Raw genomic sequence first — 25,481 nt, 5'->3', positions numbered from 1 at the left:
AGAGCGAGACATGCACACCCCTGAACATGAGGCGCACCGCCTCGACGCGGCCGACCCGGGTCACCGGCACCTGTTCCACGTGCCGCCCGCCGACGGTGGTGACCACGGCGAGGCGGCGTACCTCGCCGGCAACTCGCTCGGCCTGCAACCCCGCGCCACCCGGGACGAACTGCTGGGCGACCTGGACGCCTGGGCGCGGCTCGGCGTGGAGGGGCACCTGGAGGCCGAGCGCGCCTGGTTGCCGTACCACGAGCTGTTGACGGCGCCGGCCGCCCGACTGGTCGGCGGCCTTCCGGCGGAGACCGTGGTGATGAACTCGCTCACCGTCAACCTGCACCTGCTGATGGTCAGCTTCTACCGTCCGGCCGGCGCGCGCACCCGCATCGTGATCGAGGACGCCGCCTTCCCCTCGGACAGCTACGCCGTGCGCAGCCAGGCCCGTTTCCACGGCCTGGACCCGGACGACACGGTGGTCCGGTTGCGTCCGCGCGCGGGCGAGGACGTGCTGCGCACCGAGGACGTGGTCGACTACCTGGCCGCCGAGGGCGACCGGGTGGCGATGGTGCTGCTGGGCGGCGTCAACTACCTCACCGGTGAGCTGCTGGACATCCCGGCGATCACGGCCGCCGGTCGGGCGGCCGGCGCGGTGGTCGGCTGGGATCTCGCCCACGCGGTCGGCAACGTGCCGCTGGCCCTGCACGACTGGGACGTCGACTTCGCCGCGTGGTGCTCCTACAAGTACCTGAACTCGGGTCCGGGCGCGCTGGCCGGCGTCTTCGTGCACGAGCGGCACCTCGGCGACCCCGACCTGCCGCGTTTCGAGGGCTGGTGGAGCACCGCGGCGGCCACCCGGTTCGAGATGACACCGGTGTCCCGGCCACCGGCCACTGTGGAGGCGTGGCAGATCTCCAACCCGCCGATCTTCGCGATGGGCCCGGTGCGTACCTCGTTGGAGCTGTTCGACGCGGTCGGCATGCCGGCGTTGCGGGCCCGCAGTCTGCGCCTCACGGCCTGGCTGGAATCGCTGCTCGACGCTGTCGTCGTCGACCGGCCGCTGCGCGTGGTCACCCCGCGCGACCCGGCCCGGCGCGGCTGCCAACTCTCGGTCCGCATCGGCAGCGGCAGCGCCGCCGAACTGACCAAACGCCTGCGGTACGAGCACGGCGTCATCGCCGACGCCCGCGAGCCTGACGTCGTGCGGTTCGCCCCGGTGCCGCTCTACTCCACGTACCTCGACTGCTGGCGGGCCGCCGCCGCGCTGGCCGCGACGGTGGGAAAGGTGAACCCGTGAGCACGAGGAGTGAGCCGGGGTTGCGAGCCCCGCGGTCGCGAGCGAGAGGTGGCTCCGAATGACGGCCCGGCGCGACGAGATCGCCATCATCGGGGCCGGGCTGGCCGGCTGCCTCGCGGCCTGTTTCCTGGCCCGGCGGGGTTACCCGGTGGCCCTCTACGAGCGTCGCTCCGACCCGCGCGGTGGCACGGCCGAGCGCGGTCGGTCGATCAACCTGGCGCTCTCCGAGCGCGGCCTGGACGCGTTGCGCCGGATCGGGCTCGCCGAGCAGGTGCTGGTCGACGCGCTGCCGATGCGCGGCCGGATGATCCATCCGGTCGAGGGCGAGCAGCAGTTCCAGTCGTACAGCGCGGCCGGTGACCGGGCGATCAACTCGATCAGCCGGGGCGCGCTGAACAACGCCCTGCTGGACGAGGCCACGGCGCTGCCCGGGGTGCGGGTCGTCTTCGACCACCGGCTGGTCGGGCTGGACCCGACCGACGGCACGCTCAGCTTCGAGACGCCGCAGGGTCCGGTCGCGGCCAAGGCGTCGGTGGTGCTGGGTGCCGACGGCGCCGGCTCCGCGGTGCGGGCGCGACTCCTCGGGTACGGGCTGCTGGACGAGAGCGTGGACTTCCTCGACTACGGCTACAAGGAGTTGACGATCCCGCCGCTGGGCGGGGACTTCGCCCTGGACCCGGACGCCCTGCACATCTGGCCGCGCGGCACCTCGATGATGATCGCGCTGCCGAACCCGGACCGCTCCTTCACCTGCACGCTGTTCTGGCCCAACGAGGGCGTCGGCAGCTTCGCCGCGCTGACCGACCCGGCGGAGATCGAGCGGCACTTCGCCGCGCACTACCCGGACGTGGTGCCGCTGGCACCGAACCTTGTCGACGACTACCGGCACAACCCGGTGGGCGTCCTCGGCACGGTCCGCTGCACCCCGTGGCAGGTCAACGGACGGGTCGGCCTGCTCGGCGACGCCGCGCACGCCATCGTGCCGTTCTACGGCCAGGGCGCCAACTGCGCCTTCGAGGACGTGGTGGAGCTGGACCGCTGCCTCGACGAGTGCGCCGACGACTGGTCGGCGGCGCTGCCGCTGTTCCAGCGTCGCCGGCAGGAGAACGCCGAGGCCATCGCGACGATGGCGCTGACCAACTTCGTGGAGATGCGGGACCGGGTCGCCTCCCCGGTCTTCCAGGCGCGGCGGCGGGTCGAGCACGCACTGGAACGGGCCCTGCCCGGCCGGTACGTTTCCCAGTACGAGCTGGTGTCCTTCTCCACCACCCCGTACGCCGAGGTGCGCCGCCGGGTGCGTCGGCAGCACCGCGTGCTCGGCGCGGTCGTCGGCGCGGTGGCGCTGTCGCTGGTCGGCGCGGTGGTCGCGGGCCTGAGCCGAGGGAGGCGCGGATGACCGGCACCTGGGACCCACGACTGATGGCCGGCAGCGCCCCGGATGGTCCGCAACGGCTGCGCAGTTTCGTCGGCGGCGAGTTCGTCGACGGCGGGCCGACGTTCACCAAGGCCAGCCCGGTCACCGGAGAGCCGGTCTTCGAGGTGGTCGAGGCGTCGTCATCCACTGTGGACGACGCGGTGGCCGCCGCCCGAGCGGCGCTGCGCGGGCCGTGGGGCCGGATGGGGGAGCGCGAGCGCGCCGAGGTGCTGCGCCGGGTCGCCGACGAGCTGGAGCGCCGCTTCGACGACCTGGTCACCGCCGAGGTCGCCGACACCGGCAAGTCCATCGCCCAGGCCCGCACGCTGGACATCCCGCGCGGCGCGGCGAACTTCCGGGCGTTCGCGGAGATCGTGGCGACCGCGCCGACCGAGTCGTTCACCACCGTCACCCCGACCGGCGGTCGCGCGCTCAACTACGCGCTGCGCAAGCCGGTCGGCGTGGTGGCGGTGATCGTGCCGTGGAACCTGCCGCTGCTGCTGCTCACCTGGAAGGTCGCGCCGGCGTTGGCCTGTGGCAACGCCGTGGTGGTCAAGCCCAGCGAGGAGACGCCCGCCTCGGCGACGCTGCTCGCCGAGGTGATGGCCGCCGCCGGGGTGCCGGCCGGGGTGTTCAACCTGGTGCACGGCTTCGGGCCGGACTCGGCCGGCGAGCACCTCACCCGCCACCCGGGCGTGGACGCGATCACCTTCACCGGCGAGTCGGCCACCGGCGGCGCGATCATGCGGGCCGCCGCCGACCGGGTGAAGGCGGTGAGCTTCGAGCTGGGCGGCAAGAACGCCGGCCTGGTCTTCGCCGACGCCGACCTGGACGCCGCGGTGGCCGGCTCGGTGCGGTCCAGCTTCACCAACGGCGGGCAGGTGTGCCTCTGCACCGAACGCATCTACGTGCAGCGCCCGGTCTTCGAGGAGTTCACCGCCCGGCTGGCGAAGCGGGCCGGCGAGCTGGCGTACGGCTGGCCGACCGACGAGGCCACCGCCACCATGCCGCTGATCTCCCACCAGCACCGGGCGAAGGTGCTCGGCGCGTACGACCTGGCCCGCTCCGAGGGCGCCGAGCTGCTGACCGGTGGCGGCACACCCACCTTCGGCGACGCCCGCGACGGCGGGTCGTACGTGCAGCCGACGGTGCTCACCGGGCTCGGCCCGGACGCCCGCACCAACCGCGAGGAGATCTTCGGCCCGGTGGTGCACGTGGCGCCGTTCGACACCGAGGACGAGGCGTACGCGCTTGCCAACGGCACCGAGTACGGTCTGGCGGCGACGGTGTGGACCCGGGACGTCGGGGTCGCGCACCGGGCCGGCGCCCGGCTGGACGCCGGCATCGTCTGGGTCAACACCTGGTTCCTGCGGGACCTGCGCACCCCGTTCGGCGGGGTGAAGGCGTCCGGCATCGGCCGGGAGGGCGGCCTGCACTCGCTCAACTTCTACTCCGAACTCACCAACGTGTGCGTGGACCTGTCATGAGCCGTAGCGAGGGAGCGGACATGGAAGCCGACATCGAGGCCGCCAACCGGGAGCTGGCCGATGCCCGCAGCAGCGGCAAGCCCTGCCCGCCGCTGCGCGGCCGGTTGCTGCCGGAGGGTGACGTCGAGTCCGCGTACCGCGTGCAGCAGCTCCAGGCGCGGGCCTGGCAGGGCCGCGGCGAACGCCGTGTCGGCGCGAAGATCGGGTTGACCTCGCGGGCGGTGCAGGAGACCTTCGGGGTGTTCCAGCCGGACTTCGGCATGCTGACCGACGCGATGGCGGTTGGCGACGGCGTCGAGGTGCCCATCGACCGGCTGCTCCAGCCCCGGGTCGAGGCGGAGGTGGCGTTCGTGCTCGACCGGGACCTGCCGGACCCGCAGCTCACCACGGTCGACCTGATCCGCGCCGTCGACCACGTGCTGCCGGCGATCGAGATCGTCGACTCGCGGATCGCCGGCTGGGACATCTCCATCGTGGACACCGTCGCCGACAACGCCTCCAGCGGGCTCTTCGTGCTCGGCACCACGCCGCGGCGGCTCGCCGACGTCGACCTGCGGCTGTGCGGGATGGTGCTGGAGCACGCCGGCGAGCCGGTCTCGGTCGGCGCGGGCGCGGCCTGCCTGGGCAACCCCCTGCACGCCCTGCGGTGGCTGGCCGACACCCTCGCGCGCGCCGGTGACCCGCTGCGCGCCGGTGACGTCGTGCTCTCGGGCGCCCTCGGCCCGATGGTGCCGGTCACGCCGGGTGCGGCCTACGAGGCCCGGATCTCCGGCCTCGGCTCGGTACGCACCTGCTTCAGCAAGGAGGTCTCGTCATGAGCGAGCGTCAGCGAGCGAATCCTCGGCACAGGTTTGTCAGTGGTCAGGGCGGCCCGGAGCGAAGCGGAGGGTCGGCGTGACCACCGGTGTGGCGGTGCTGGGTTCCGGAAACATCGGCACCGACCTGATGATCAAGGTGTTGCGGCTCAGCGACAGCCTGCGGATGGTGGCGATGGCCGGCATCGACCCGGCCTCCGACGGCCTCGCCCGCGCCCGCCGGCTCGGCGTGGCCACCACCGCCGACGGCGTGGACGGGCTGGTCGCGATGCCCGAGTTCGCCGACGTCGAGCTGGTCTTCGACGCCACCTCGGCCGGCGCGCACCGGCGTCACGACGAGGTGCTGCGCGCGCACGGCCGGACCGTCGTCGACCTGACCCCCGCCGCGCTGGGCCCGTACGTGGTGCCGCCGGTCAACCTCGACGAGCACCTGCGCGAGCCGAACGTCAACATGGTGACCTGCGGCGGCCAGGCGACGGTGCCGATCGTCGCCGCCGTCGGCCGGGTGACCCCGGTGGTGTACGGCGAGATCGTCGCGTCGATCGCCTCGAGGTCGGCCGGACCGGGCACCCGGGCCAACATCGACGAGTTCACCGAGACCACGGCGCGGGCCATCGAGGTGGTCGGCGGGGCCGAGCGGGGCAAGGCGATCATCGTGCTGAACCCGGCGGACCCGCCGCTGCTCATGCGGGACACCGTCTACTGCCTCTGCCCGGACGCCGACGCCGACCGCGCCGCCATCGTCGCCTCGGTCGGCGAGATGGTCGCCGCGGTGCGGGAGTACGTCCCCGGCTACCGGCTCAAGCAGGACGTGCAGTTCGACAGGGTCGAGGCGTACCTGCCGTCGCTGGGTCGGCGACTCACCGCGTTGCAGGTGTCGGTCTTCCTGGAGGTCTCCGGCGCCGGGCACTACCTGCCGGCGTACGCCGGGAACCTGGACATCATGACCTCCGCCGCGCTGCGTACGGCGGAGCGGCTGGTCGCCCTGCGGTCGACGGGAGCGGTGGCATGACCGACCTGTACATCCAGGACGTGACGCTGCGCGACGGCATGCACGCCATCGCCCACCGGTACACGGTCGACCAGGTGCGCACCATCGCCGCCGCGCTGGACGCCGCCGGGGTGGCCGCGATCGAGGTGGCGCACGGCGACGGGCTCGCCGGTTCCAGCGTCAACTACGGCCACGGCGCGGCCAGCGACGCCGAGTGGATCTCGGCGGCTGCCGAGGTGCTGACCACGGCGAAGCTGACCACCCTGCTGCTGCCGGGCATCGGCACGATCGCCGACCTGAGGGCCGCGAGGGCGCTCGGGGTGACCAGCGTCCGGATCGCCACCCACTGCACCGAGGCGGACATCTCCGCCCAGCACATCTCCTGGGCCCGGGAGAACGGCATGGACGTGGCCGGGTTCCTGATGATGTCGCACCTGAACGACCCGGCCGGCCTGGCCGGGCAGGCCAAGCTGATGGAGTCGTACGGGGCGCACTGCGTGTACGTCACCGACTCCGGCGGCCGGCTGCTCATGTCCGACGTGGCGCAACGCGTCGACGCGTACCGGCAGGTCCTCGATCCGGAGACGCAGATCGGCATCCACGCCCACCACAACCTGTCGCTCGGGGTGGCCAACAGCGTGCTCGCCGTCGAGCACGGCCGGATCACCGGGTCCGCGCCGCCCGGCCCCGACGCGCCGCACGGCCGGACCGTACGGGTCGACGCCTCCCTGGCCGGCATGGGCGCGGGGGCCGGCAACGCCCCGCTGGAGGTCTTCGTCGCGGTCGCCGAGCTGCACGGCTGGAAGCACGGCTGCGACGTGTTCGCGCTGATGGACGCCGCCGACGACCTGGTCCGCCCGCTGCAGGACCGGCCGGTCCAGGTGGACCGGGAGACGCTCTCGCTGGGGTACGCGGGGGTCTACTCCAGCTTTCTGCGGCACGCCGAACGGGCCTCCGCCCGCTACGGGGTGGACGTCCGCTCGATCCTTGTCGAGTTGGGTCGACGCCGGATGGTCGGCGGCCAGGAGGACATGATCGTCGACGTGGCACTCGACCTGGCCGGTAGGGAGCAATCATGATCGGGCCGGACATCGCGGGGATCGCCGAGAAGCTGGGCGCTGCCGCCGACGCGGCGACAGCGATCCCGCAACTCGCCGCCGAGACCGGCCTCGACGCGGACGGCGCGTACGCCGTGCAGGCCGCGCTGCTGGCGCGCCGCGTCGAGCGCGGCGAGCGGCTGGTCGGGTTGAAGATGGGCCTGACCAGCCGGGCGAAGATGGCCCAGGTCGGCGTGGACGAGGTGATCTGGGGTCGGCTCACGAACGCCATGCGGGTGCCCGACGGTGGCGCTGTCGACCCGTCCGCGTACATCCATCCCCGGGTCGAGCCGGAGGTCGCGTTCCTGCTGGACCGGCTGCCCGAGCCGGGCGAACCGGTCGGCGACTTCACCACCGCGGTCCGCGCCGTCGCCCCGGCCATCGAGCTGATCGACTCCCGGTACGCGGACTTCCGGTTCTCGCTGCCGGACGTGATCGCGGACAACACCTCGGCCGCCGCGTTCGTGATCGGACAGTGGTCGCCGGTGCCGACGGGCCTGGACAACCTGGGCGTGCTGCTGGAGGTCGACGGGCGGGTGGCGCAGGTCGGCTCGACGGCGGCGATCCTCGGCGATCCGCGCCGCGCCCTCGACGAGGGCATCCGGCTGGCCGGGCGGCACGGGGTGCGACTGGAGTCGGGCTGGGTCTTCCTGGCCGGAGCGGCGACCGCCGCCGTGCCGTTGCGTCCCGGCGTCCACGTCCGGGCCGTCGTGGAGAAGCTCGGCGCCGCCTCGCTGCGGGCGTCGTCGTGACCGCGCGGGTGGTGGCCGGCAAGGCCGTGCCACGCGGCGCGTTCCCGCACGTCAAGGTCGCCGGTGGCTTCGTCTTCGTCTCCGGTACGTCGTCCCGGCGGCCGGACAACAGCTTCGCCGGTGTCGAGGTGGACGAGTTTGGCACCACGAACCTGGACATCCGGGCGCAGACACGAGCCGTGATCGAGAACATCGGCGATCTGCTGCGGTCGGTCGGCGCGGACCTCACCGACCTCGTCCAGGTGACGTCGTACCTGGTGAACATGAACGACTTCGGTGGTTACAACGAGGTCTGGGCGGAGTTCTTCGACGCGTCCGGCCCGACCCGGACGACGGTGGCGGTGCACCAACTGCCGCACCCGCACCTGCTCATCGAAATCCAGGCAGTGGCCCTTCTTCCCGCGGGAGGTCAGTCGTGAGTGAGATCGCCGAGCCGTTCAGCTTTCCGGGCTGGATCGCCGACAACCAGCACCTGCTGAAGCCTCCGGTGGGCAACAAGGAGATGTTCCCCGGCGGGGACGACTTCATCGTGATGGTGGTCGGCGGGCCCAACCAGCGCACCGACTTCCACGTCGACCCGTACGAGGAGTTCTTCTACCAGGTCAAGGGCAACATGCACATCAACCTGATGACCCCGGAGGGGCCGCGTACGGTGCACGTGCGCGAGGGCCAGATGTGGATGCTGCCGCGCAACACCCCGCACTCGCCGCAGCGGCCGGAGGCCGGCTCGATCGGCGTGGTCGTCGAGCGGGTGCGCGAGGAGGGCACGCTGGAGATGTTCCAGTGGTACTGCCCCGAGTGCGGGCACAAGGTGCACGAGGTGGAGTTGCAGGTGCGCGACATCGCCGCCGACCTGCCCCCGGTGTTCCAGGCGTTCTACGCCGACGAGGCGGCCCGGACCTGCGCGAACTGCGGCGCCCTGCACCCGGGCAAGGGCTGATGCCGGCTGGCGTGGTCGACGTGCACACGCACGTCGTACCCAAGGGATGGCCGGACCTCGGCGCGGCGTGCGGTGGGTCCGGTTGGCAGTGGTTGCGGGTGGACTCCGAGCGGGCCGCCATGATCATGGTGGGGGAGACGGAGTTCCGCCCGGTCGGCGCGGAGTGCTGGGACGCGTCGCGCCGACTGGCCGACATGGACGCCGACGGCGTGGACGTGCAGGTGGTGTCGCCCACGCCGGTCTTCTTCAGCTACGACCGCCCCGCCGACCAGGCGGCGAAGGTGGCCCGGATCTTCAACGACCTGACCCTGGAGGTCACCGCCGCCGGTGGCAACCGGTTGGTGCCGTTCTGTCAGGTCCCGCTTCAGGACCCGGATGCCGCCTGCGCCGAGCTGGACCGCAGCCTGGCCGCCGGGCACCTGGGTGTGGAGATCGGCAACCACGTCGGCGACCGGGACCTGGACGACGCCGGTCTGGTCACCTTCCTCCAGCACTGCGCCGAGGTGGGCGCGCCGGTCTTCGTGCATCCCTGGGACATGCCGGGTGGCCCACGACTGGACCGCTGGATGGCCCGCTGGCTCACCGGCATGCCGGCCGAGACGCACCTGTCGGTGCTGGCGATGATCCTGGGGGGCGTCTTCGACCGGGTGCCCGAGACGCTGCGGATCTGTTTCGCGCACGGCGGAGGCAGCTTCCCGTTTTGGCTCGGCCGCGCCGACAACGCCTGGCACCGCCGGGGTGACCCGGTCCGGGGCGCGTCCACCGCGCCGCCCAGCAGCTACCTCGACCGGTTCAGCGTCGACTCGGTGGTCTTCACGCCGCCCGCGCTGCGGCTGCTTGTCGACACGATGGGGGAGGACCGGGTGCTGGTCGGCAGCGACTACCCGTACCCGCTGGGCGAGCGCCCGGCCGGCGCGGTGGTGCACGCCGCCGACTTTCTCACCGACGGCCAGCGCACCAAGATCCTCTCCACGAACGCCCTACGCTTCCTCGGCAAGTCGGGTATATAAAGATGATTCTCGGGGATATACTGCCTGCGTGAAGACGGTTATCGACCTTGATGATGAACTGCTCGACCGGGCACGCCGCGAGTTGGGCACCAAGAGCAAGAAAGACACCATCCACGCCGCGCTACGCCTGGTCGCCGAGCGCAGTGAGCGTGCGCAGGCCATCCGGGAACTGCTCTCGGTCGACCAGGACTGGAGCGGTCTGCTCGAGGACGACAAGACACCGCGCGGAGAGCAGGACGCTGCGTGATCCTGCCGGCCGGGCTCTACCTCATCGACACATCGGCATGGGGTCGCCGACGCCAGCCGACCGCAGGTAAGCGAATCACGACGATCCTCGAGGAAGGTCTCGCCGCGACCTGCGTGCCGCTCGATCTCGAGAACGGGCGAAGCGCCCGGAACTTCCGGGACGCCATGACGATGCGCGCCCTCCGCGCGAAACTGATGATCGACCTTCCGATCACGCTGGCCGTCGCGACCCGCGCACAGGACCTGCAACTGGCGCTGGCAGCCCGTGGCCATCATCGGGCGGCCAGCCCTGTCGACGTCCTGGTGGCGGCAGCCGCTGCCGAATACTCCGCGACCGTCCTGCACTACGACCGCGACTTTGACCTGATCAGCGACGTCGGCGGCCCGCGTGGTGAATGGGTGGCCCCCGCGGGCACGTTGGACTGACGGTCGACGACGTGTCGGCCCGCGGACTGCGGCCCCCAGCGGGCAGGATGACGGGATGGCCGAGCCGCACGACCTGACCGCGTTGGAGCAGGCCGCCGCCATCGCGCGCGGTGAGCTGTCCAGCGTCGAGTTGGTCGAGCACCACCTGCGTCGCGTCGACGCGCTCGGCGACACGGTGGGGGCGTTCGTCACCGTCACACCGGAGTTGGCCCGCGAGGCCGCCCGCGCCGCAGACGCGGCACCGGTCGAGCAGCGCGGGCCGCTGCACGGGGTGCCCACCGCGATCAAGGACCTGACGCTCACCGCCGGGGTCCGCACCACCTTCGGCTCGGCCGCCTTCGTCGACTTCGTCCCTCCGGTCGACGCCGACGTGGTGCGGTTCATCAAGGCCGCCGGCCTGGTCAGCCTGGGTAAGACCACCACCTCCGAGCTGGGCTGCTCGCTGTACTCCGAGGGCCTGGTCGCGCCGCCGGCCCGCAACCCGTGGCACCTGGCGTACACCGCTGGCGGCTCCAGCGGCGGCGCCGCGGCGGCGGTCGCGGCCGGGCTGGTCCCGGTCGCCCAGGGGTCCGACGGCGGCGGGTCGCTGCGCATCCCGGCGTCGCTCTGCGGCCTGGTCGGCTACAAACCCAGCCGTGGTCTCGTCTCCGGCGGGCCGGTCGGCTCCGGCGCGTTCGGCCTGCCCACCAGCGGCCCGCTCGGGCGGACCGTCGCCGACGTCGCCGCGCTGCTCGACGTCATGGCCGTTGCGGTGCCCGGCGAGCCCTACCTCCCACCGCCCACACCGCCCGGCGGCTTCCTGGCGACCGCGCGCCGGGCCGAGCCCGGCAGGCTGCGGATCGGCCGGTTCACCACGCCGATGCTCGCCGACGAACCGGTGCACCCCGACTGCGTGGCCGCCGTGGACCGGGCCACCGCGCTGCTCACCGCGACCGGCCACGAGGTGGTCGAGGTGCCCCCGCCACTCGGGCCGGCGGCGTGGCCACTGTTCGAGATCCTCTGGTACGTGCTGGCGCTCACCCCGGTGCCGCCACAGCGGGAGGCGGAGTTGCTGCCGCTGACCCGGCTGCTCCGCGCCCGGGGCGCCGAGATCTCCGCCGGCACGCTCGCCGCCACGCTCGGGGAGTTGCAGGCGCAGGTCCGCCTCGGTGCCCGCCGTACGGCCGGCTGTGACCTGCTGCTCTGCCCCACCCTGGCCGCTCCGCAGGCGCCCGTCGGCTGGTTCACCGCCGCCGCCGACCCGGCCGCCGATTTCGACCAGCAGCGCCGGTTCTCGCCCTACTGCGCCATCTTCAACGTCACCGGCGATCCGTCCGTCTCCCTCCCGCTGGGAGCCACCGCCGACGGCCTGCCCGTCGGGGTGCTGCTCACCGGCCGGTACGGCGACGACGGGCGGCTCATCGCGACCGCTGCGCAACTGGAGAAGTCGAGTGACGGATGGGATCGGCACCCCGCGATCTGGCGGGCCGTCGACTCCGCTAACGTGAATGGCGACGGAGTCGGGCGGTCGGCAGCATGATTGTCCATCCGACCCGGTTGTTCGAGGTCGTCCTTCTTCCGCCTGGGGGCGTTGGGATTGTCTGTTACCGAGACGTTGCTGGTCTTCGTCGGCATCCCGTTGGCCGCGGTGCTGGTCATCGCCGGCCTGTCGTACGCCGGCAGCGGTGGCGGTGGCGCCACCGGCGGCGGTGGGGGTGCCAAGCGCTACCGGCCCGGCCGGCCCTTCGACTTCACTCCGGTCTGGTTCCTGGGCCGCCCGGAGCAGCTGGCCGACTCGGCCGGCACCGCGCTGACGGCGGGGGCGCAGGCGCCCGCGCTGACCAGCCACAAGCTTGAGCAGGCCAGCGTCGAGGCGCCGGCCGGTGGAACCGGAGGCGCAAGTGACCGTTGGTGAGAAGCAGGCCGGGTCGGAGAACCGGCCCGAGGTGCTGGACGGGCCCTTCTCGACCCGCCAGCTGCTGCGCATCGACGAGGCGCTGCGCCTGGCCGACAAGGGCACCGGCCTGGTCTTCTCGGTCTTCGTCGGCGGCCTCGACGAGCCGGTCCGGGAGCACGCCCAGCGGCTGCACCGCCAGCTCGCCGAGCCCGACAAGTCGGTGCTGATCGCCGTGTCGCCCAACCAGCGGCAGCTGGAGATCGTCACCGGGCGGTACGCGCGCAAGCGCATCCCGGACACGTACGCCAAGCTGGCCGCCCTCTCCATGGTCGGCGCGTTCAGCGGCGGCGACCTGGCCGGCGGCATCATCAACGGCCTCGACCAGCTCGCCAGCCACGCCGGCAAGGGCTGAGCTTTCCCTGACACGACGAAGCCCGGCCCGCTCGCAGCGGGCCGGGCTTCGGTATTGTCAGCGGGGCCAGATGGAAGGATCCAACTTTATCGGCCACGGCTCGTCCACGTTCACCGGGTCCTCCGGACCCAGGGTGCCCAGCAGTTCGTAGTGCTCAGCCAGCTCATGGTGTTCGGGACTGGCGGGTGGTGTCACGTGCAGGCTTCCGTCGATGATCTCGTAGCGGTTTCCGTTCTCCGGCAGGTCGGACAGGTCCTGCTCGCGCCAGCTCCGCTCCGGGAGCTGCCACTGGTGAGTCGGTTGCGCCATCACGTCCACCTCCTTCCGCAACGATAATGGCCCGGGCCGGCATCGGGTTCGCACCCACGCCGGCCCGGGCCGCGTCCTCGCTGGTCAGCTCTACTGGGCGTCCTTCGCGCGGGCCCGCAGCGCCCGCACCACGCCGTCGCGGCCCTCGGCGACCAACCGCCGCAGCGGACCGGGGTGCCCGTCCTCGGCGAGCCACGCGTCGGTGGCCGCCACCGTGTCCTCCTCCACCAGGTAGGTCGGGTACGCCAGCTGGGCGAACTCCTGCGCCGGCTCGTTGTCCCGGGTCGCCCACACCTGCTCGACCGCCGCGAAGTACCGCTCCCGGTACGGCGCGACCAGCTCCACCTGCGCCGGATGGGCGAGGCCCTGAAGCAGCGCGCGGTGCCGCCAGTTGGGGAGCGCCTCCGGGCCGGTGAGCAGGGCCCACACGGCGTCCTTGTTCTCGGCCGTCGGGATCAGCGCGTGCGCGTACGCCGCCTCCCGCTCGCCACTGGCGGTGCGGTCGCGGGCCAGCTCCGCCTCGATCTCGGCGGCGCCGGCAGCGCCGTTCGCCACCAGCGCGGCGAGCAGCGACCAGCGCAGCTCGGTGTCCACCGTCAGCCCGGCCGGCATTCCGGTGCCGTCCAGCCACCCGCGCAACGTCGCCAGGTCCTCGTCGGAGCGGGCCGCCGAGGTGAACGCGCGGGCCCAGGCGAGTTGGAACCCGCTGCCCGGCTCCGCGGCGGCGAGCGCGTCCCGGGCGGTACGGGCCAGGTCCGCCCAGCCGGTCGGCGCCCAGGCCGGGTCGGCGTACAGGGTGAGCGTGGTGGTCGCCTGCCGCAGGGTGGCGGTGACCAGGTTGATGTCGGTCTCGGCGGGCAGCCCGCTCAACGTCAGCGCCACGTAGTCCCGGGCGGACAGCTCGGCGTCGCGGGTCATGTCCCAGGCGGCGGTCCAGCACAGCGCGCGGGACAGCGACGACTCGAAGCCGCCGATGTGCTGCACCACCGTCGCCATCGAGCGCTCGTCGAGGCGCAGCTTGGTGTAGCTGAGGTCGTCGTCGTTGAGCAGCAGCACGTCGGCGGCCCGGACGCCGCGCAGCTCGGGGATCTCGGTGCGCTCGCCGGCCACGTCGACCTCGTACCGCTCCCGCCGGACCAGCCGCCCGTCGGTCAGGTCGTACAGGCCCACGCCGATCCGGTGGGTCCGCAGCGTCGGGTACGCCGCCGGCGCCTCCTGCCGCACCAGCACCTGCTCGTACGCGCCGTCCGCGCCGATGGTCACCTCCGGCCGCAGCGTGTTGACCTGCGCGGTCTCCAGCCACTGCGCGGCGAACTTGCGCAGCTCCCGCCCGGACGCGGCCTCCAGCTCGGTGAGCAGGTCGTCGAAGGTGGCGTTGCCCCAGGCGTGCTTGCCGAAGTACGCCCGCAGCCCGGCCACGAACGGCTCCTCGCCCACGTACGCGACGAGCTGCTTGAGCACGCTCGCGCCCTTGGCGTAGGTGATGCCGTCGAAGTTGACCTCGACGGCCTCCATGTCCGGCATCTCGGTGTAGACCGGGTGGGTGGAGGAGAGCTGGTCCTGCCGGTAGCCCCAGTTCTTCCGGATGGACAGGAAGGTCGTCCACGCCTCGGTGAACCGGGTCGCGTTGGTGTTGCACCAGTGGCTGGCCCACTCGGCGAACGACTCGTTCAGCCACAGGTCGTTCCACCAGCGCATGGTGACCAGGTCGCCGAACCACATGTGGGCCAGCTCGTGCAGGATGGTGTTGGCCCGCTGCTCGTACTCGAAGTCGGTGACCTGCGAGCGGAACAGGTAGTGCGACTCGGCGTGCGTCACGCAGCCGAAGTTCTCCATCGCGCCGGCGTTGAAGTCGGGCACCCAGAGCTGGTCGTACTTCGGCAACGGGTAGCGCACGCCGAACTTCTCGTGGAAGAAGTCGAAGCCCTGCTTGGTGATCAGGAACAGGTCGTCGGAGTCCAGGTAGGCCGCCATCGAGGCCCGGCAGAACACCCCCAGGTCGATGCCGTCGTGGCTGTCCCGCACCTCGTGGTACGGGCCGGCGCAGAGCGCGGTGATGTAGGTGCTCATCCGGGGCGACTCGGCGAAGTGCAGCGTCTTGAGCGCGTCACCGGCCGGCTCCTCGCGCCGCACCGGCATGTTGGACACCGCCCGCCAGTGCGCCGGCACCGTGACGTGCCAGGTGTAGACGCTCTTCAGGTCGGGCTGGTCGAAGCACGCGTACACCCGCTGCGCGTCGGCCGTCTCGAACTGGCTGTAGAGGTAGGTCTCGCCGTCCACCGGGTCGACCGTCCGGTGCAGACCCTGGCCGCTGTTGGAGTACGCGAAGTCGGCCTCGACCACCAGCGTGTTGTCGCTGTCGAGCCCGGACAGGGTCAGGCCCTTCTCGGCGGACCAGTCGGAGAGGTCGACGGGCGCGCCGTTCAACGTCGCGGACCGCACCGACTCGGCGGCCACCTCGACGAACGTGCTCGCGCCCGGCTCGGAGCAGCGGAACCGGACCTCGGTCGTCGACCGGAACGTGCGGCCGTCGGCCGCCAGCACGGCGCTCGACAGGTCGAGACTGATGTCGTAGCCCGTCACGTCGAGCAGGCGTGCCCGCTCGGTCGCCTCGACCTGCGTCAGGTTGCGCACTCCCGGCACTGTTCGTCTCCATCCCACATGTCGCCGTACGCCCGGCGGCGCCCGTCTGCCAACCGCTCGTGGCGGCCCGGATTCGAGTCTTCCATGTGCGGGCAGCCCTCGGTGGCCGAGGTCACGCTCTCATTCGGGTGCCGGTCGAGACGCCCCGGGGTGAGGATTCGTCAGAGACGCCGATCCTCGGCGCCACCCGTCACGAAGGGATCCCCCAGTGACCGATCGTGTCACCGCCGACATGTGGTTCGACCCGGCCTGCCCGTGGGCGTGGATCACGTCCCGTTGGCTGCTCGAGGTCGAACGGGTTCGCGACGTGGACATCCGCTTCCACGTGATGAGTCTGGCCGTCCTCAACGAGGGCCGGGACGAGCTGTCCGAGGACTACAAGGAGTTCCTCAGGACCGCCTGGGGCCCGGTGCGGGTCTGCGTCGCCGCCGAGCAGCGGTACGGCAACGACGTCCTGCGTCCGCTCTACACCGCGCTGGGCACCCGCATCCACCTGGGCAAGCAGGAGCGGGACAACGCGCTCTACGTGGCCGCGCTCACCGACGCCGGCCTGGACCCGGCGCTGGCCGAGGTCGCCGACAGCACCGACGTCGACGAGGCCCTGCGGGCCAGCCACGAGGCCGGCATGCGCCCGGTCGGGCAGGACGTCGGCACCCCGGTCGTGCACGCGCCCGGCCCGGACGGCAGCCCTGTCGCGTTCTTCGGCCCGGTGATCACCCCGGCGCCGAAGGGCGAGGCCGCCGGCCGGCTCTGGGACGGTGTGCTGCTGGTCGCCGGGACCCCGGGCTTCTACGAGCTCAAGCGCACCCGCGAGCAGGACCCGATCTTCGACTGATCCACGACCACGACACGCCCCCGCCGGAGCACGCCCAGTCGTCCGGACGGGGGCGTGTCGCGTCGGACGCCGGGTGCGGCGGAGAGGTTGCCGCACCCCGGTGGCGTCACCGGTGGGCGGGCGGCGTCGTTTCCCTCGGTGTCCGCCGCAGCGACCCGCAGGGCCGCACCCCGCAGTTCGTGGAGGCAATCCCGATGGCCAAGCACCGTGCGTCCGGTGACGATCAGCTGATCCGACCGGGGGTGATCGAGACTCCCGGCGCGGCCTACTGGTCCGTTGACGACTCCCGCTGGCCGGCGGTCCGCCCGGACCTGCCCGCCCACGTCGTCGATCTGCTCGCGCCACCCATCGTGGTGGGGGTCGCCCGGGTCCCGGTGACCTCCCGGCTCACGCCGCCCGCGCCGGCCGACCCGCTGCCGGCGGTCACCGACGCCGTGGCGGATCTGGCGGCGCCGGCGGAGCCGGCGCCCCCGCCGCCGGCGCCGACCGCCCCGCGCCCGGTGCCGACGCCGCCGCTGCACCCGCGACCGGTCCCGTCCCCGCCGCCGGAGCGTCCCGTGCCGGGGCCGCCGGCGTCGCCCCGCCGGGGCGTGAACGTCGGGCCGGTCGGCACCGTCCGACGGGGCACCAACGGGCCGGTGAGCGCCGGTCGGCACCGCCGGGGCACGTCCGACCGCGCGGGCTGAGTCCCGCGCCCTTTCATCTGGTGGACGCGCCGCGGGTCCCCGTCGGCGGCGACAGCGTCGCCGGTAGCGTCGGGGCATGACGGTCGTGCATCCGATCGCCCGGGCCTGGATCACCACTGGCGGCACCGGCGCGCAGAACTACGACGAGTTCGCCGACGACGCGGAGATCACCGCGATCATCGAGTCGAACCCGCACAGTGCCCTCGGCATCGAGATGCCGCACCGTGCTCCGGACAGCCTGGGCACGTCGTTCCTCGACGCGCTGCCGGCGGCGGTGTCCCGCCTCGCCGAGGCCAAGGCCGACGGCAGCTACACCCCGGCGGAGCAGGTGGTGGTGCTCTACCGGATCAGCGCGCCCGGCGAGGAGCCGGCGTACGGGCTGTTCGCGATGGTCGACACCGACCAGATCTCCACCCGTGCCGACGAGCCCGGTCTGGTCATCCGCAACGAGGACGTGTTCATCGCCAAGGTGCGCGAGCGGGTGGCTCTCGCCGACGCGCTGGGGCACCTGCTCTCACCCGTACTCCTGCTGCAGACCGGGCGCGGCGACGAGCTGCACGCCGCGCTCGCGGCGGCGACCGAGACGGCCGGCGCGCCCGCCGCCGCCGACACCGACCAGGCGGGGCGCACGCACGCCATCTGGCTGCTCGGCCCCGGCCCGGAGCAGACCGCGCTGACCGCCCTCGCCGGCGGCGGCGAGTTGGTCGTGGCGGACGGCAACCACCGCAGCCTGGCCGCCCAGACCGGCGGGCTGCCGCGCTTCCTGGCCGTTGTCACCACGCCGGCCTCGGTGGCCATCCAGCCGTACAACCGGCTGGTCAGCGAGCTGACCACCACCCCGGCAGAGCTGCTCGACCGGCTGCGCGCGGCGGGCGCCGCGATCGAGCCGATCACCGGTCCGGTCGAGGTCCCGGCGGCCGGCGGCACCGTGCACCTGCGCCTCGACGGCCAGGGGTACGCGGTGCGCCTGCCCGCGACGGGCGCCGCCCGCCTGGAGAACCTGGACCACGCCCTGGTCGAACGGCTGGTGCTGCGCGACGCGCTCGGGTTGGACCCGGGTGACAAGCGGATCACCTACGTCGGTGGCGACTACCCGGCGAGCTGGCTGACCGGCGAGGTGGACGCCGGGCGGGCCGAACTGGCCATCCTGATCGCGCCGGTGACCGTGGCGGACTTCGTCGCTGTCAACCTGGCCAGGGAGAAGATGCCCCGCAAGAGCACCTGGTTCACTCCGAAGGCACGCGGCGGCCTGGTGGTCGCCGAGGTGCAGCGCTGACCGGTCGGTTCACGGCCGTGTGACGAAACCGGCTCGGGGGCGCTGCCGCTGCGACGTCCCCGAGCACGGCCTGACAGACTGCCCGGTATGCGCGTCTACCTGGGATCCGATCACGCCGGTTTCGAGCTGAAGGTGCACCTGGCCAACCACCTGGCCAAGCAGGGGTACGACGTCGTCGACGTCGGCCCGCACGGCTACGACCCGGACGACGACTACCCGACGTTCTGCCTGCACACCGGCGACCGGGTGGTCGCCGACGAGGCGGGCCTCGGGGTGGTCATCGGTGGGTCCGGCAACGGTGAGCAGATCGCCGCGAACAAGGTCGCCGGCATCCGCGCCGCGCTGGCGTGGAGCGTGGAGACCGCTCAGCTTGCCCGCCAGCACAACGACGCCAACGTGGTCGCGATCGGCGCCCGTCAGCACACGCTCGACGAGGCCACCGGCATCGTCGAGGCGTTCCTGAACACCCCGTTCTCCGGCAACGAGCGGCACGCCCGGCGGATCGCCCAGGTGGCCGAGTACGAGCGCACCCGGGAGCTGCCCGAGCTGCCCTGACGGCGACGCTCAGCGCGGCGAGCGGGGCAGCTCCTCGCGGGGAACCCAGTTGCGCCGGACGATGACCACCCGGTCCTCCGCCTCGGCCAGGTCCTCTTCGGTGGGACGGGCCGCGTCCCGGGCCCGGAGCGCGGCGCTCAGCCCGACCTGGGACGAGCCGGAGCCGACCAATCCGCGCAGCCCTCGCTCGCTGTCGCGCTCGTCGCCGCCCGTGTGCCGGCGGCGCGGCGGCGGGTCGTCGCCGTCGTGGACGCCCGGGGTGCTCGCCGTCGGCCCGTCGGGCCCCTGCCGGCCCGGCTCGGCCCCGGGATGGTGCCGCAGTCGTCGCCGTCGTCGGTCGGGATCGCCCATCAGCCGACCGTACCCCTCGCGGGGGTCGGATTCGACACCGTCGTGCCGGCTCGTGTCCCGGACGCGGTCGGCGACCGATTCGCCGGCTGGCTACCCTCGGTTGCAGGCGGTGGTGATGCCGTCGGTCAGGGGGAGGACGAGATGGCAGACCAGACGCAGCCGTGGGCGGAGCGGACCGTGGAGGTGCCACCGCAGGCCGGCGTCGAGGTGCCGGCCCAGCGCGAACCCTTCCGTCGCGGTGTCGCGCCGGTGGGTCAGCCGCGCACCCCACGGACCGAGCCGTTCCCGGTGGTCGAGCAGGAGCCGACCGGCACCGGCTGGCCCGGCGGGCCGGTACCGCGCCAGTCGCTGAACGCGCGGATGGCGCAGCTGCGGCGCGGTGGTGAGTGGAGCGCGGCGGCCGGGCTCTTCGCGTTCGTGTGCTGGGGCATCTGGGCGCTGTCCGGCCAGGGCGACCTGAGCGGTCCGTTGCTGGTGCTCGTCCTCAGCTCGCTGGTGGCCGTCGGCCTGTTCGCCCTGTCCCGGCTGGTCGGCCGGGTGGTGCTGGAGCGGCAGCTCGGTCGGGTCCGGCGCAGCGCCCGGGGCGCTCACCTGGCGACGGCGGTGTTCCTCGCCGGCCTCGGGGTGGCGTGGCTCCAGCAGACCGAGTGGGTCGTGTCGGCCTGGAACTGGATCTCCTCGAACTGAGCACGGGGCGCGCACGGGCGGGTCGGCTCGGTGCCGCCCGCCCGTGCACCCGGTCGTCTCCCCACCAGGCAGTGCGGCTACTTACCCGGCCGGTCACGGTTCATCCGTGGCCGGCCGGTCCGTGTGCGTACCGGCGGTGTGGGTCATCAGTGGGCGCCGCCGTGCCCCTCGGCGTCGGCCCTCGGCGACGCGACCCGGGCGGCCGGGTCCTCGACGCCGGGCTCGCCGCCGTCCGGCGCGACCATGCCGTCGTAGGTGTAGAGCGGGCCACCGTCCCGCTCTCTGGTGGTCCTGATGTAGCGGTGCATCATGCCGTCGATCTCCACCTCGACCAGGGCCTCGTCGCTGACGTCGAGGGTGCTGCCGTCGCGAGGTCCGCCGGTCAGGCGTGCCGTTGTCGTCGTGTCCATGCCGAAGCCCTACCCTGTCGCGGTCGATCGGAAACGGGCGAATCGCCCTGCCCCCGTGATCACACTGGACAGTCTGGTCCCCGGCCACGTGCACGGGCAACGCCGCATGACGTGAACGGCCCAGGTCGGCGGCGAACGCCGCTGACCTGGGCCGGGTCGCGTGGAGCGGGCGACGGGAATCGAACCCGCGTAGTCAGTTTGGAAGACTGAAGCTCTACCATTGAGCTACGCCCGCGTGCGCCCACCTGAGCAGGTCGCGTCGACAGCGTACCCAATGTCGAAGTCGGTCGGGTAACCGCGCCGCCGCGTCGTCCCCTCCCCGCGTCGCGCCTTCTCGAGATGCGCGTCGCCTCTCCCCGGAACCGGACTGTCTCGTCCTGTTTGAGAGACATGTCCGGGTGAGAGCGGCCCCGGCACCGCCGGAGGCGCGGCGACGGCATAGAATGCTCGTCGCCACGGGGTGTGGCGCAGCTTGGTAGCGCACTCGCTTTGGGAGCGAGGGGCCGTGGGTTCAAATCCCGCCACCCCGACTGTCGTCCGCGGCCGGGCCGACCCGGGTGCCGCCCGGTGCGGCCCCGGGCGATGCCGGAGCGTCCGGCCGGCTCGCCTACACTCGATGGGCTGAATCACGCCCAGACTCAACTGAGATCCGTCAAGGAGTACGCCTGTGAAGAGCACCGTCGAGACTCTGAGCCCGACGCGCGTGCGGCTCGCCATCGAGGTGCCGTTCGTCGAGCTCGAGCCGAGCCTCAAGAAGGCGTACCGGGAGATCGGTTCGCAGGTCCAGGTTCCCGGCTTCCGCCGGGGCAAGGTGCCGAGTGCGGTGATCGACCAGCGGGTGGGCCGGGGCACCGTCCTGAACGAGGCGGTCCAGGAGGCCATCCCGGAGAACATCATGGCCGCGGTGCGCGAGCACGACCTCAAGACGCTGGGGCGTCCCGAGGTCGAGATCACCGAGTTCAACGACGGTGACTCGCTGAACTTCACCGCCGAGGTCGACGTCCGCCCGGAGATCACCATCCCGGACGCCTCCACCATCGAGGTGACCGTCGACGAGCTCCAGATCGACGAGAGCGAGATCGACGAGCAGGTGAAGAACCTGCGGGAGCGTTTCGCCACCCTGAAGACCGTCGAGCGGGCCGCCGCCGAGGGCGACTACGTCCAGATCGACCTGAACGCCACCGTCGACGGCGAGGACGTGCCGGGCGGCCAGGCCAGCAACATCTCCCACGAGGTGGGCAGCAAGCAGCTCCTGCCGGGCCTCGACGAGGCAGTGGTCGGTCTCGCCGCCGGCGAGGACACCACCTTCACCACCCAGCTGGTCGGCGGCGACTTCGCCGGTCGGGACGCCGAGGTGGCGGTGACCGTGCGCACGGTCAAGGAGAAGGAGCTGCCCGAGCTGAACGACGAGTTCGCCCAGATGGCCAGCGAGTTCGACACGATCGAGGAGCTGCGCGGCGACCTGCGGGCGCGGGTCACCCAGGGCAAGCAGGTCGAGCAGATCTACGCCGCCCGGGACAAGGCCCTCGCCCAGCTGGTCGAGGCCGCCGAGGTGCCGGCGCCGGAGGGTGTCGTCCGCGAGGAGGTCGCCAGCCGCAAGCAGGCGATGATCGACCAGCTGGAGCGGATCGGCGCCTCGATGGAGGAATACCTGGCGGCCGAGGAGAAGACCGAGGAGCAGATCGACGCCGAGCTGACCGAGGCGGCGACCGAGGGCGTCAAGGTCCAGCTGCTGCTCGACACCCTCGCCGACGCGGAGGACGTGCAGGTCTCCGACGACGAGTTCGGGCACGAGATCGTGCACCGGGCGCAGCGCGCCGGAATGGCCCCGCAGCAGTACTACGACCAGCTGGTGCGCTCCGGCGCGGCCGCCGCCGTCTTCGGCGACGTGCGGCGGGGCAAGGCGCTCGCGGCCGTCATGGAGCGGATCACGATCAAGGACTCGGCCGGCAACCCGGTCACCCTCGACGCGCTGCGCGCCGCCAACGAGGCCGAGCACAACCACGAGCACTGATCGTCGGGCGCGGCCGCCATCCGTCGCTGCGCGGCGGATGGCGGCCGTTTCCCTTCCCGGGTCCGCCCGGGCGGCAGGCACTGCCGGGGTACGCCCGACAGCTGCGCTGAGAGCGAACACTGCCCCGACCGGGACTCTGCCGCCTCGCACAGCGGTTAGTGTCGGGAAAGACGGTACGGAGAGCGAAGGGCTGCCATGACCGACATGCACATCCCCAAGAAGTCGCTCCGGGCGATCGACGCCCGCGGTGGCGACTCCATTGGCAACCTCGACGACTCGGTCTACAACCGGTTGCTCAAGGAACGCATCATCTTCCTGGGCAGTGAGGTGACCGACCAGGTCGCCAACCGCATCTGCGCGCAGCTGCTGCTGCTCGCCGCGGAGGACCCGGACCGCGACATCAACCTGTGGATCAACTCGCCGGGTGGCTCGGTCTACTCCGGCATGGCGATCTACGACACCATGCAGTTCATCGACAACGACGTGTCGACCGTGGCGATGGGCATGGCGGCCTCGATGGGCCAGCTGCTGCTCTGCGCGGGCACACAGGGCAAGCGTTACGCCCTGCCGCACGCCCGGATCATGATGCACCAGCCGTCCGGCGGTCTGGGCGGCACGGCGTCCGACATCGCCATCCAGGCGGAGCAGATGCTCTACACGAAGCGGATGTTCCAGGAGCGGGTCGCGCACCACACCGGGCAGAGCCAGTCGCAGATCGAGGCCGACTCGGACCGGGACCGTTGGTTCACCGCCCAGGAGGCCATGGACTACGGCTTCATCGACAAGGTGATCATCGGGGCCGCCCAGGTTCCGGATGGCGCCGGGACCCTGAGCTGAGGAGCTGACGATGACCGACCTGAGCCTGCCGCCCCAGTTCGCGGCCGTGCACAACCGTTACGTGCTGCCGTCGTTCGTCGAGCGCACGTCGTACGGGGTCAAGGAGTCGAACCCGTACAACAAGCTCTTCGAGGACCGGATCATCTTCCTCGGCGTGCAGGTGGACGACGCGTCGGCCAACGACGTGATGGCCCAGCTGCTGACGCTCGAGGGCACCGACCCGGACCGCGACATCATCATGTACATCAACTCGCCGGGTGGCTCGTTCACGGCCATGACGGCGATCTACGACACCATGCAGTACGTCCGTCCGGACATCTCGACCGTCTGCCTCGGGCAGGCGGCCAGCGCGGCGGCGGTGCTGCTGTCGGCGGGCACTCCGGGTAAGCGGATGGCCCTGCCGAACTCGCGGATCATCATCCACCAGCCGGCCACCGAGGGCGGCTACGGGCAGGGCTCGGACATCGAGATCCAGGCCCGGGAGATCCTGCGGATGCGGACGCAGCTGGAGGACATGCTGTCCCGCCACTGCAACCGCCCCATTGAGCAGGTCCGCAAGGACATCGACCGTGACAAGATCATGACGGCCGAGGAGTCCAAGGAGTACGGGCTGGTCGACACGATCCTGACCAGCCGCAAGAAGGGTCTGCTGGCGGCCAACGCCGCTCGCTGAGCAGTACCGGGTCAGAGGTTGGCCGGGGCCAGGGTTCCCGGCCGACCTCTGACACACCCGTTTTGGGGGTCGGAGAATGCCCCGCCAGCGGGTAACGTCGGGTCCGTACCGCTTCGCCGGTTGGGCCGGCAGGGCGAACCAAGCCGGGCGGCGCACAGCGTCCGCAGGTCAGGCCGGGTCTCCGGCCGATGAGCGCAGGGAGAACGTAGGTGGCACGGATCGGTGACGGCGGCGACCTACTGAAATGCTCCTTCTGCGGCAAGTCGCAGAAGCAGGTCAAGAAGCTCATCGCGGGCCCCGGGGTCTACATCTGCGACGAGTGCATCGATCTCTGTAATGAGATCATCGAAGAGGAGCTGGCCGAGTCCGGCGAGGTGAAGTGGGAAGAGCTTCCCAAGCCGATGGAGATCTGCCAGTTCCTCGACACCTACGTGGTGGGGCAGGACCAGGCCAAGAAGGCCCTCGCGGTGGCGGTCTACAACCACTACAAGCGGATCCAGGCCGAGGCGGCGGGCGCGCCCGGCTCCGGCAGTGATGCCGTCGAGCTGGCCAAGTCCAACATCCTGTTGCTCGGTCCGACCGGGTGCGGCAAGACCCACCTGGCACAGACCCTCGCCCGGATGTTGAACGTCCCGTTCGCCATCGCCGACGCCACGGCACTGACCGAGGCGGGCTACGTCGGCGAGGACGTGGAGAACATCCTCCTCAAGCTGATCCAGGCCGCCGACTACGACATCAAGCGCGCCGAGACCGGCATCATCTACATCGACGAGGTCGACAAGATCGCCCGCAAGTCGGAGAACCCGTCGATCACCCGGGACGTCTCCGGCGAGGGCGTGCAGCAGGCCCTGCTCAAGATGCTCGAGGGCACTGTGGCCAACGTGCCGCCGCAGGGTGGCCGCAAGCACCCCCACCAGGAGTTCATCCAGATCGACACCACGAACGTGCTGTTCATCTGCGGTGGCGCGTTCGCCGGCCTCGACCAGATCATCGAGTCCCGCACCGGGCAGGGCGGCACCGGGTTCGGCGCCCGGCTCCGGTCGGTGTCCGAGCGGTCGACAGACGACATCTTCAGCCAGGTCATGCCGGAGGACATGCTCAAGTTCGGCCTGATCCCGGAGTTCGTCGGCCGGCTGCCGGTGATCACCAACGTCCGGAGCCTGGACCGCACCGCCCTCGTGCGGATCCTCACCGAGCCCCGCAACGCCCTGGTCCGGCAATACCAGCGCCTGTTCGAGCTGGACGGGGTCGAGCTGGAGTTCGACGAGGCGGCGCTGGAGGCCATCGCCGACCAGGCCATGCTGCGGGGCACCGGTGCCCGCGGCCTACGGGCCATCATCGAGGAGGTCCTGCTCTCCGCGATGTACGAGGTGCCGAGCAACCCCGACGCCGCCCGGGTGCTGATCACCCGCGAGGTCGTCCTGGAGAACGTGAACCCGACGATCGTG

General features: G+C 71.9%; 28 protein-coding genes and 2 tRNA genes (1 of these 30 running past the window's edge). 25 read left to right on the top strand and 5 right to left on the bottom strand.

Features of this window, described 5'->3' with window-relative positions; all coding sequences use genetic code 11:
* The first annotated feature begins 10 nt into the window (after positions 1 to 10).
* The 15 genes from kynU (at position 11) to O7634_RS03190 (ending at position 12,757) form a co-directional block, all read left to right on the top strand.
* A complete protein-coding gene (gene kynU / locus O7634_RS03260) occupies positions 11 to 1,291 on the top strand; it encodes a kynureninase (protein WP_278148685.1) in 1,281 nt (426 codons plus the stop codon).
* A 58-nt stretch (positions 1,292 to 1,349) separates the two neighbouring features.
* Entirely contained in the window at positions 1,350 to 2,687 is a 1,338-nt protein-coding gene (locus O7634_RS03255; protein ID WP_278148684.1) for an NAD(P)/FAD-dependent oxidoreductase, read from the top strand.
* A gap of 23 nt (positions 2,688 to 2,710) precedes the next feature.
* Positions 2,711 to 4,192, top strand: a complete 1,482-nt coding sequence (locus O7634_RS03250; RefSeq protein ID WP_278153852.1) for a 2-hydroxymuconic semialdehyde dehydrogenase — start codon at positions 2,711 to 2,713, stop codon at positions 4,190 to 4,192.
* Positions 4,193 to 4,212: 20 nt separating this feature from the next.
* Entirely contained in the window at positions 4,213 to 5,010 is a 798-nt protein-coding gene (locus O7634_RS03245) for a fumarylacetoacetate hydrolase family protein (RefSeq protein WP_278153851.1), read from the top strand.
* A 76-nt stretch (positions 5,011 to 5,086) separates the two neighbouring features.
* Positions 5,087 to 6,019: an acetaldehyde dehydrogenase (acetylating) gene (locus tag O7634_RS03240; protein ID WP_278148683.1), complete on the top strand. Its 933-nt coding sequence runs from the start codon at positions 5,087 to 5,089 to the stop codon at positions 6,017 to 6,019.
* Positions 6,016 to 7,077 (top strand): 4-hydroxy-2-oxovalerate aldolase, encoded by a 1,062-nt coding sequence (dmpG, locus tag O7634_RS03235; RefSeq protein WP_278148682.1) that lies wholly within the window; start codon positions 6,016 to 6,018, stop codon positions 7,075 to 7,077. Before O7634_RS03240 ends, dmpG begins: the two co-directional genes overlap by 4 nt.
* Entirely contained in the window at positions 7,074 to 7,847 is a 774-nt protein-coding gene (locus tag O7634_RS03230; RefSeq protein ID WP_278148681.1) for a 4-oxalocrotonate decarboxylase, read from the top strand. Before dmpG ends, O7634_RS03230 begins: the two co-directional genes overlap by 4 nt.
* The gene (locus O7634_RS03225) at positions 7,844 to 8,266 is read left to right on the top strand and encodes a RidA family protein (protein WP_278148680.1); all 423 of its coding nucleotides are present in this window, start codon (positions 7,844 to 7,846) and stop codon (positions 8,264 to 8,266) included. The genes O7634_RS03230 and O7634_RS03225 overlap by 4 nt, the downstream gene beginning before the upstream one ends.
* Complete coding sequence (locus O7634_RS03220; RefSeq protein ID WP_278148679.1) at positions 8,263 to 8,787, top strand: 3-hydroxyanthranilate 3,4-dioxygenase; 525 nt, start codon at positions 8,263 to 8,265, stop codon at positions 8,785 to 8,787. The genes O7634_RS03225 and O7634_RS03220 overlap by 4 nt, the downstream gene beginning before the upstream one ends.
* Positions 8,787 to 9,797: an amidohydrolase family protein gene (locus O7634_RS03215; protein ID WP_278148678.1), complete on the top strand. Its 1,011-nt coding sequence runs from the start codon at positions 8,787 to 8,789 to the stop codon at positions 9,795 to 9,797. Before O7634_RS03220 ends, O7634_RS03215 begins: the two co-directional genes overlap by 1 nt.
* A 28-nt stretch (positions 9,798 to 9,825) precedes the next feature.
* On the top strand, positions 9,826 to 10,044 hold the full coding sequence (locus O7634_RS03210) for a type II toxin-antitoxin system VapB family antitoxin (RefSeq protein WP_278148677.1): 219 nt from the start codon (positions 9,826 to 9,828) through the stop codon (positions 10,042 to 10,044).
* The gene (locus O7634_RS03205) at positions 10,041 to 10,469 is read left to right on the top strand and encodes a PIN domain-containing protein (RefSeq protein ID WP_278148676.1); all 429 of its coding nucleotides are present in this window, start codon (positions 10,041 to 10,043) and stop codon (positions 10,467 to 10,469) included. The genes O7634_RS03210 and O7634_RS03205 overlap by 4 nt, the downstream gene beginning before the upstream one ends.
* Positions 10,470 to 10,524: 55 nt before the next feature.
* Positions 10,525 to 11,988: an amidase gene (locus tag O7634_RS03200; RefSeq protein ID WP_278148675.1), complete on the top strand. Its 1,464-nt coding sequence runs from the start codon at positions 10,525 to 10,527 to the stop codon at positions 11,986 to 11,988.
* 75 nt (positions 11,989 to 12,063) lie between these two features.
* On the top strand, positions 12,064 to 12,363 hold the full coding sequence (locus tag O7634_RS03195; protein ID WP_203150313.1) for a hypothetical protein: 300 nt from the start codon (positions 12,064 to 12,066) through the stop codon (positions 12,361 to 12,363).
* Entirely contained in the window at positions 12,350 to 12,757 is a 408-nt protein-coding gene (locus tag O7634_RS03190) for a DUF5130 family protein (RefSeq protein ID WP_278148674.1), read from the top strand. The genes O7634_RS03195 and O7634_RS03190 overlap by 14 nt, the downstream gene beginning before the upstream one ends.
* A gap of 57 nt (positions 12,758 to 12,814) precedes the next feature.
* Here the strand turns inward: O7634_RS03190 and O7634_RS03185 are convergent, their stop codons facing one another.
* Both O7634_RS03185 and pepN read right to left on the bottom strand, forming a co-directional pair.
* Complete coding sequence (locus tag O7634_RS03185) at positions 12,815 to 13,066, bottom strand: hypothetical protein (protein WP_278148673.1); 252 nt, start codon at positions 13,064 to 13,066, stop codon at positions 12,815 to 12,817.
* 90 nt (positions 13,067 to 13,156) lie between these two features.
* Positions 13,157 to 15,700: an aminopeptidase N gene (gene pepN, locus O7634_RS03180; RefSeq protein ID WP_278148672.1), complete on the bottom strand. Its 2,544-nt coding sequence runs from the start codon at positions 15,698 to 15,700 to the stop codon at positions 13,157 to 13,159.
* A gap of 217 nt (positions 15,701 to 15,917) precedes the next feature.
* Here pepN and O7634_RS03175 point away from each other — a divergent pair, with 217 nt between their 5' ends.
* The 4 genes from O7634_RS03175 to O7634_RS03160 all read left to right on the top strand — a co-directional run bounded on the left by O7634_RS03175 (position 15,918) and on the right by O7634_RS03160 (position 19,061).
* Positions 15,918 to 16,544, top strand: a complete 627-nt coding sequence (locus O7634_RS03175) for a disulfide bond formation protein DsbA (protein WP_278148671.1) — start codon at positions 15,918 to 15,920, stop codon at positions 16,542 to 16,544.
* A gap of 194 nt (positions 16,545 to 16,738) precedes the next feature.
* Positions 16,739 to 17,230, top strand: a complete 492-nt coding sequence (locus O7634_RS03170) for a hypothetical protein (protein ID WP_278148670.1) — start codon at positions 16,739 to 16,741, stop codon at positions 17,228 to 17,230.
* 76 nt (positions 17,231 to 17,306) lie between these two features.
* Entirely contained in the window at positions 17,307 to 18,506 is a 1,200-nt protein-coding gene (locus tag O7634_RS03165; protein ID WP_278148669.1) for a DUF1015 family protein, read from the top strand.
* A gap of 87 nt (positions 18,507 to 18,593) precedes the next feature.
* Positions 18,594 to 19,061 carry a ribose-5-phosphate isomerase gene (locus tag O7634_RS03160; RefSeq protein ID WP_278148668.1) on the top strand — a complete coding sequence of 156 codons (468 nt, stop codon included), beginning with the start codon at positions 18,594 to 18,596 and terminating at the stop codon, positions 19,059 to 19,061.
* Between the two features lie 9 nt (positions 19,062 to 19,070).
* Here O7634_RS03160 and O7634_RS03155 read toward each other — a convergent pair whose 3' ends face one another.
* Positions 19,071 to 19,412, bottom strand: coding sequence for a hypothetical protein (locus O7634_RS03155; protein ID WP_278148667.1), 342 nt, complete (start codon positions 19,410 to 19,412; stop codon positions 19,071 to 19,073).
* Between the two features lie 141 nt (positions 19,413 to 19,553).
* Between O7634_RS03155 and O7634_RS03150 the strand changes: the two genes are divergently transcribed.
* Complete coding sequence (locus O7634_RS03150; RefSeq protein ID WP_278148666.1) at positions 19,554 to 20,099, top strand: hypothetical protein; 546 nt, start codon at positions 19,554 to 19,556, stop codon at positions 20,097 to 20,099.
* Positions 20,100 to 20,245: 146 nt separating this feature from the next.
* On the opposite strand, the gene O7634_RS03145 is transcribed toward O7634_RS03150, so the two are convergent.
* Together O7634_RS03145 and O7634_RS03140 are read right to left on the bottom strand one after the other, a co-directional pair.
* A complete protein-coding gene (locus O7634_RS03145; protein ID WP_278148665.1) occupies positions 20,246 to 20,509 on the bottom strand; it encodes a hypothetical protein in 264 nt (87 codons plus the stop codon).
* 161 nt (positions 20,510 to 20,670) lie between these two features.
* Positions 20,671 to 20,744, bottom strand: a tRNA-Gly gene (locus tag O7634_RS03140).
* Positions 20,745 to 20,965: 221 nt separating this feature from the next.
* On the opposite strand from O7634_RS03140, the gene O7634_RS03135 reads away from it, so the two are divergent.
* The 5 genes from O7634_RS03135 to clpX all read left to right on the top strand — a co-directional run.
* A tRNA-Pro gene (locus O7634_RS03135) sits at positions 20,966 to 21,039 on the top strand.
* Between the two features lie 137 nt (positions 21,040 to 21,176).
* Positions 21,177 to 22,523 (top strand): trigger factor, encoded by a 1,347-nt coding sequence (gene tig, locus O7634_RS03130; protein ID WP_278148664.1) that lies wholly within the window; start codon positions 21,177 to 21,179, stop codon positions 22,521 to 22,523.
* A 195-nt stretch (positions 22,524 to 22,718) separates the two neighbouring features.
* Positions 22,719 to 23,360, top strand: a complete 642-nt coding sequence (locus tag O7634_RS03125; RefSeq protein WP_203151866.1) for an ATP-dependent Clp protease proteolytic subunit — start codon at positions 22,719 to 22,721, stop codon at positions 23,358 to 23,360.
* A gap of 10 nt (positions 23,361 to 23,370) precedes the next feature.
* Positions 23,371 to 24,033 (top strand): ATP-dependent Clp protease proteolytic subunit, encoded by a 663-nt coding sequence (locus O7634_RS03120; RefSeq protein ID WP_030333536.1) that lies wholly within the window; start codon positions 23,371 to 23,373, stop codon positions 24,031 to 24,033.
* A gap of 209 nt (positions 24,034 to 24,242) precedes the next feature.
* Positions 24,243 to 25,481, top strand: the 5' portion of a protein-coding gene (gene clpX / locus O7634_RS03115; RefSeq protein WP_278148663.1) for an ATP-dependent Clp protease ATP-binding subunit ClpX. The gene runs 57 nt beyond the window's last position; 1,239 of the gene's 1,296 nt are visible here — the first part of the coding sequence; the start codon lies at positions 24,243 to 24,245; its stop codon lies beyond the right edge, outside the window.

The organism is Micromonospora sp. WMMD1120, from assembly GCF_029626235.1.
GTDB lineage: Bacteria > Actinomycetota > Actinomycetes > Mycobacteriales > Micromonosporaceae > Micromonospora.
Note: the sequence above shows the minus strand (reverse complement) of the source record. Positions and strands in the feature narration are given on the sequence as shown.

Excerpts from the sequence above, each read along its gene's own strand:
- kynU (WP_278148685.1), top strand. The coding sequence starts at position 11 with ATGCACACCCCTGAACATGAGGCGCACCGCCTCGACGCGGCCGACCCG.
- O7634_RS03255 (WP_278148684.1), top strand. The coding sequence starts at position 1,350 with ATGACGGCCCGGCGCGACGAGATCGCCATCATCGGGGCCGGGCTGGCC.
- O7634_RS03250 (WP_278153852.1), top strand. The coding sequence starts at position 2,711 with ATGGCCGGCAGCGCCCCGGATGGTCCGCAACGGCTGCGCAGTTTCGTC.
- O7634_RS03245 (WP_278153851.1), top strand. The coding sequence starts at position 4,213 with ATGGAAGCCGACATCGAGGCCGCCAACCGGGAGCTGGCCGATGCCCGC.
- dmpG (WP_278148682.1), top strand. The coding sequence starts at position 6,016 with ATGACCGACCTGTACATCCAGGACGTGACGCTGCGCGACGGCATGCAC.
- O7634_RS03230 (WP_278148681.1), top strand. The coding sequence starts at position 7,074 with ATGATCGGGCCGGACATCGCGGGGATCGCCGAGAAGCTGGGCGCTGCC.
- O7634_RS03215 (WP_278148678.1), top strand. The coding sequence starts at position 8,787 with ATGCCGGCTGGCGTGGTCGACGTGCACACGCACGTCGTACCCAAGGGA.
- O7634_RS03200 (WP_278148675.1), top strand. The coding sequence starts at position 10,525 with ATGGCCGAGCCGCACGACCTGACCGCGTTGGAGCAGGCCGCCGCCATC.
- O7634_RS03185 (WP_278148673.1), bottom strand. The coding sequence starts at position 13,066 with ATGGCGCAACCGACTCACCAGTGGCAGCTCCCGGAGCGGAGCTGGCGC.
- O7634_RS03170 (WP_278148670.1), top strand. The coding sequence starts at position 16,739 with ATGGCCAAGCACCGTGCGTCCGGTGACGATCAGCTGATCCGACCGGGG.
- O7634_RS03165 (WP_278148669.1), top strand. The coding sequence starts at position 17,307 with ATGACGGTCGTGCATCCGATCGCCCGGGCCTGGATCACCACTGGCGGC.
- O7634_RS03160 (WP_278148668.1), top strand. The coding sequence starts at position 18,594 with ATGCGCGTCTACCTGGGATCCGATCACGCCGGTTTCGAGCTGAAGGTG.
- O7634_RS03155 (WP_278148667.1), bottom strand. The coding sequence starts at position 19,412 with ATGGGCGATCCCGACCGACGACGGCGACGACTGCGGCACCATCCCGGG.
- O7634_RS03150 (WP_278148666.1), top strand. The coding sequence starts at position 19,554 with ATGGCAGACCAGACGCAGCCGTGGGCGGAGCGGACCGTGGAGGTGCCA.
- O7634_RS03145 (WP_278148665.1), bottom strand. The coding sequence starts at position 20,509 with ATGGACACGACGACAACGGCACGCCTGACCGGCGGACCTCGCGACGGC.
- O7634_RS03125 (WP_203151866.1), top strand. The coding sequence starts at position 22,719 with ATGACCGACATGCACATCCCCAAGAAGTCGCTCCGGGCGATCGACGCC.
- O7634_RS03120 (WP_030333536.1), top strand. The coding sequence starts at position 23,371 with ATGACCGACCTGAGCCTGCCGCCCCAGTTCGCGGCCGTGCACAACCGT.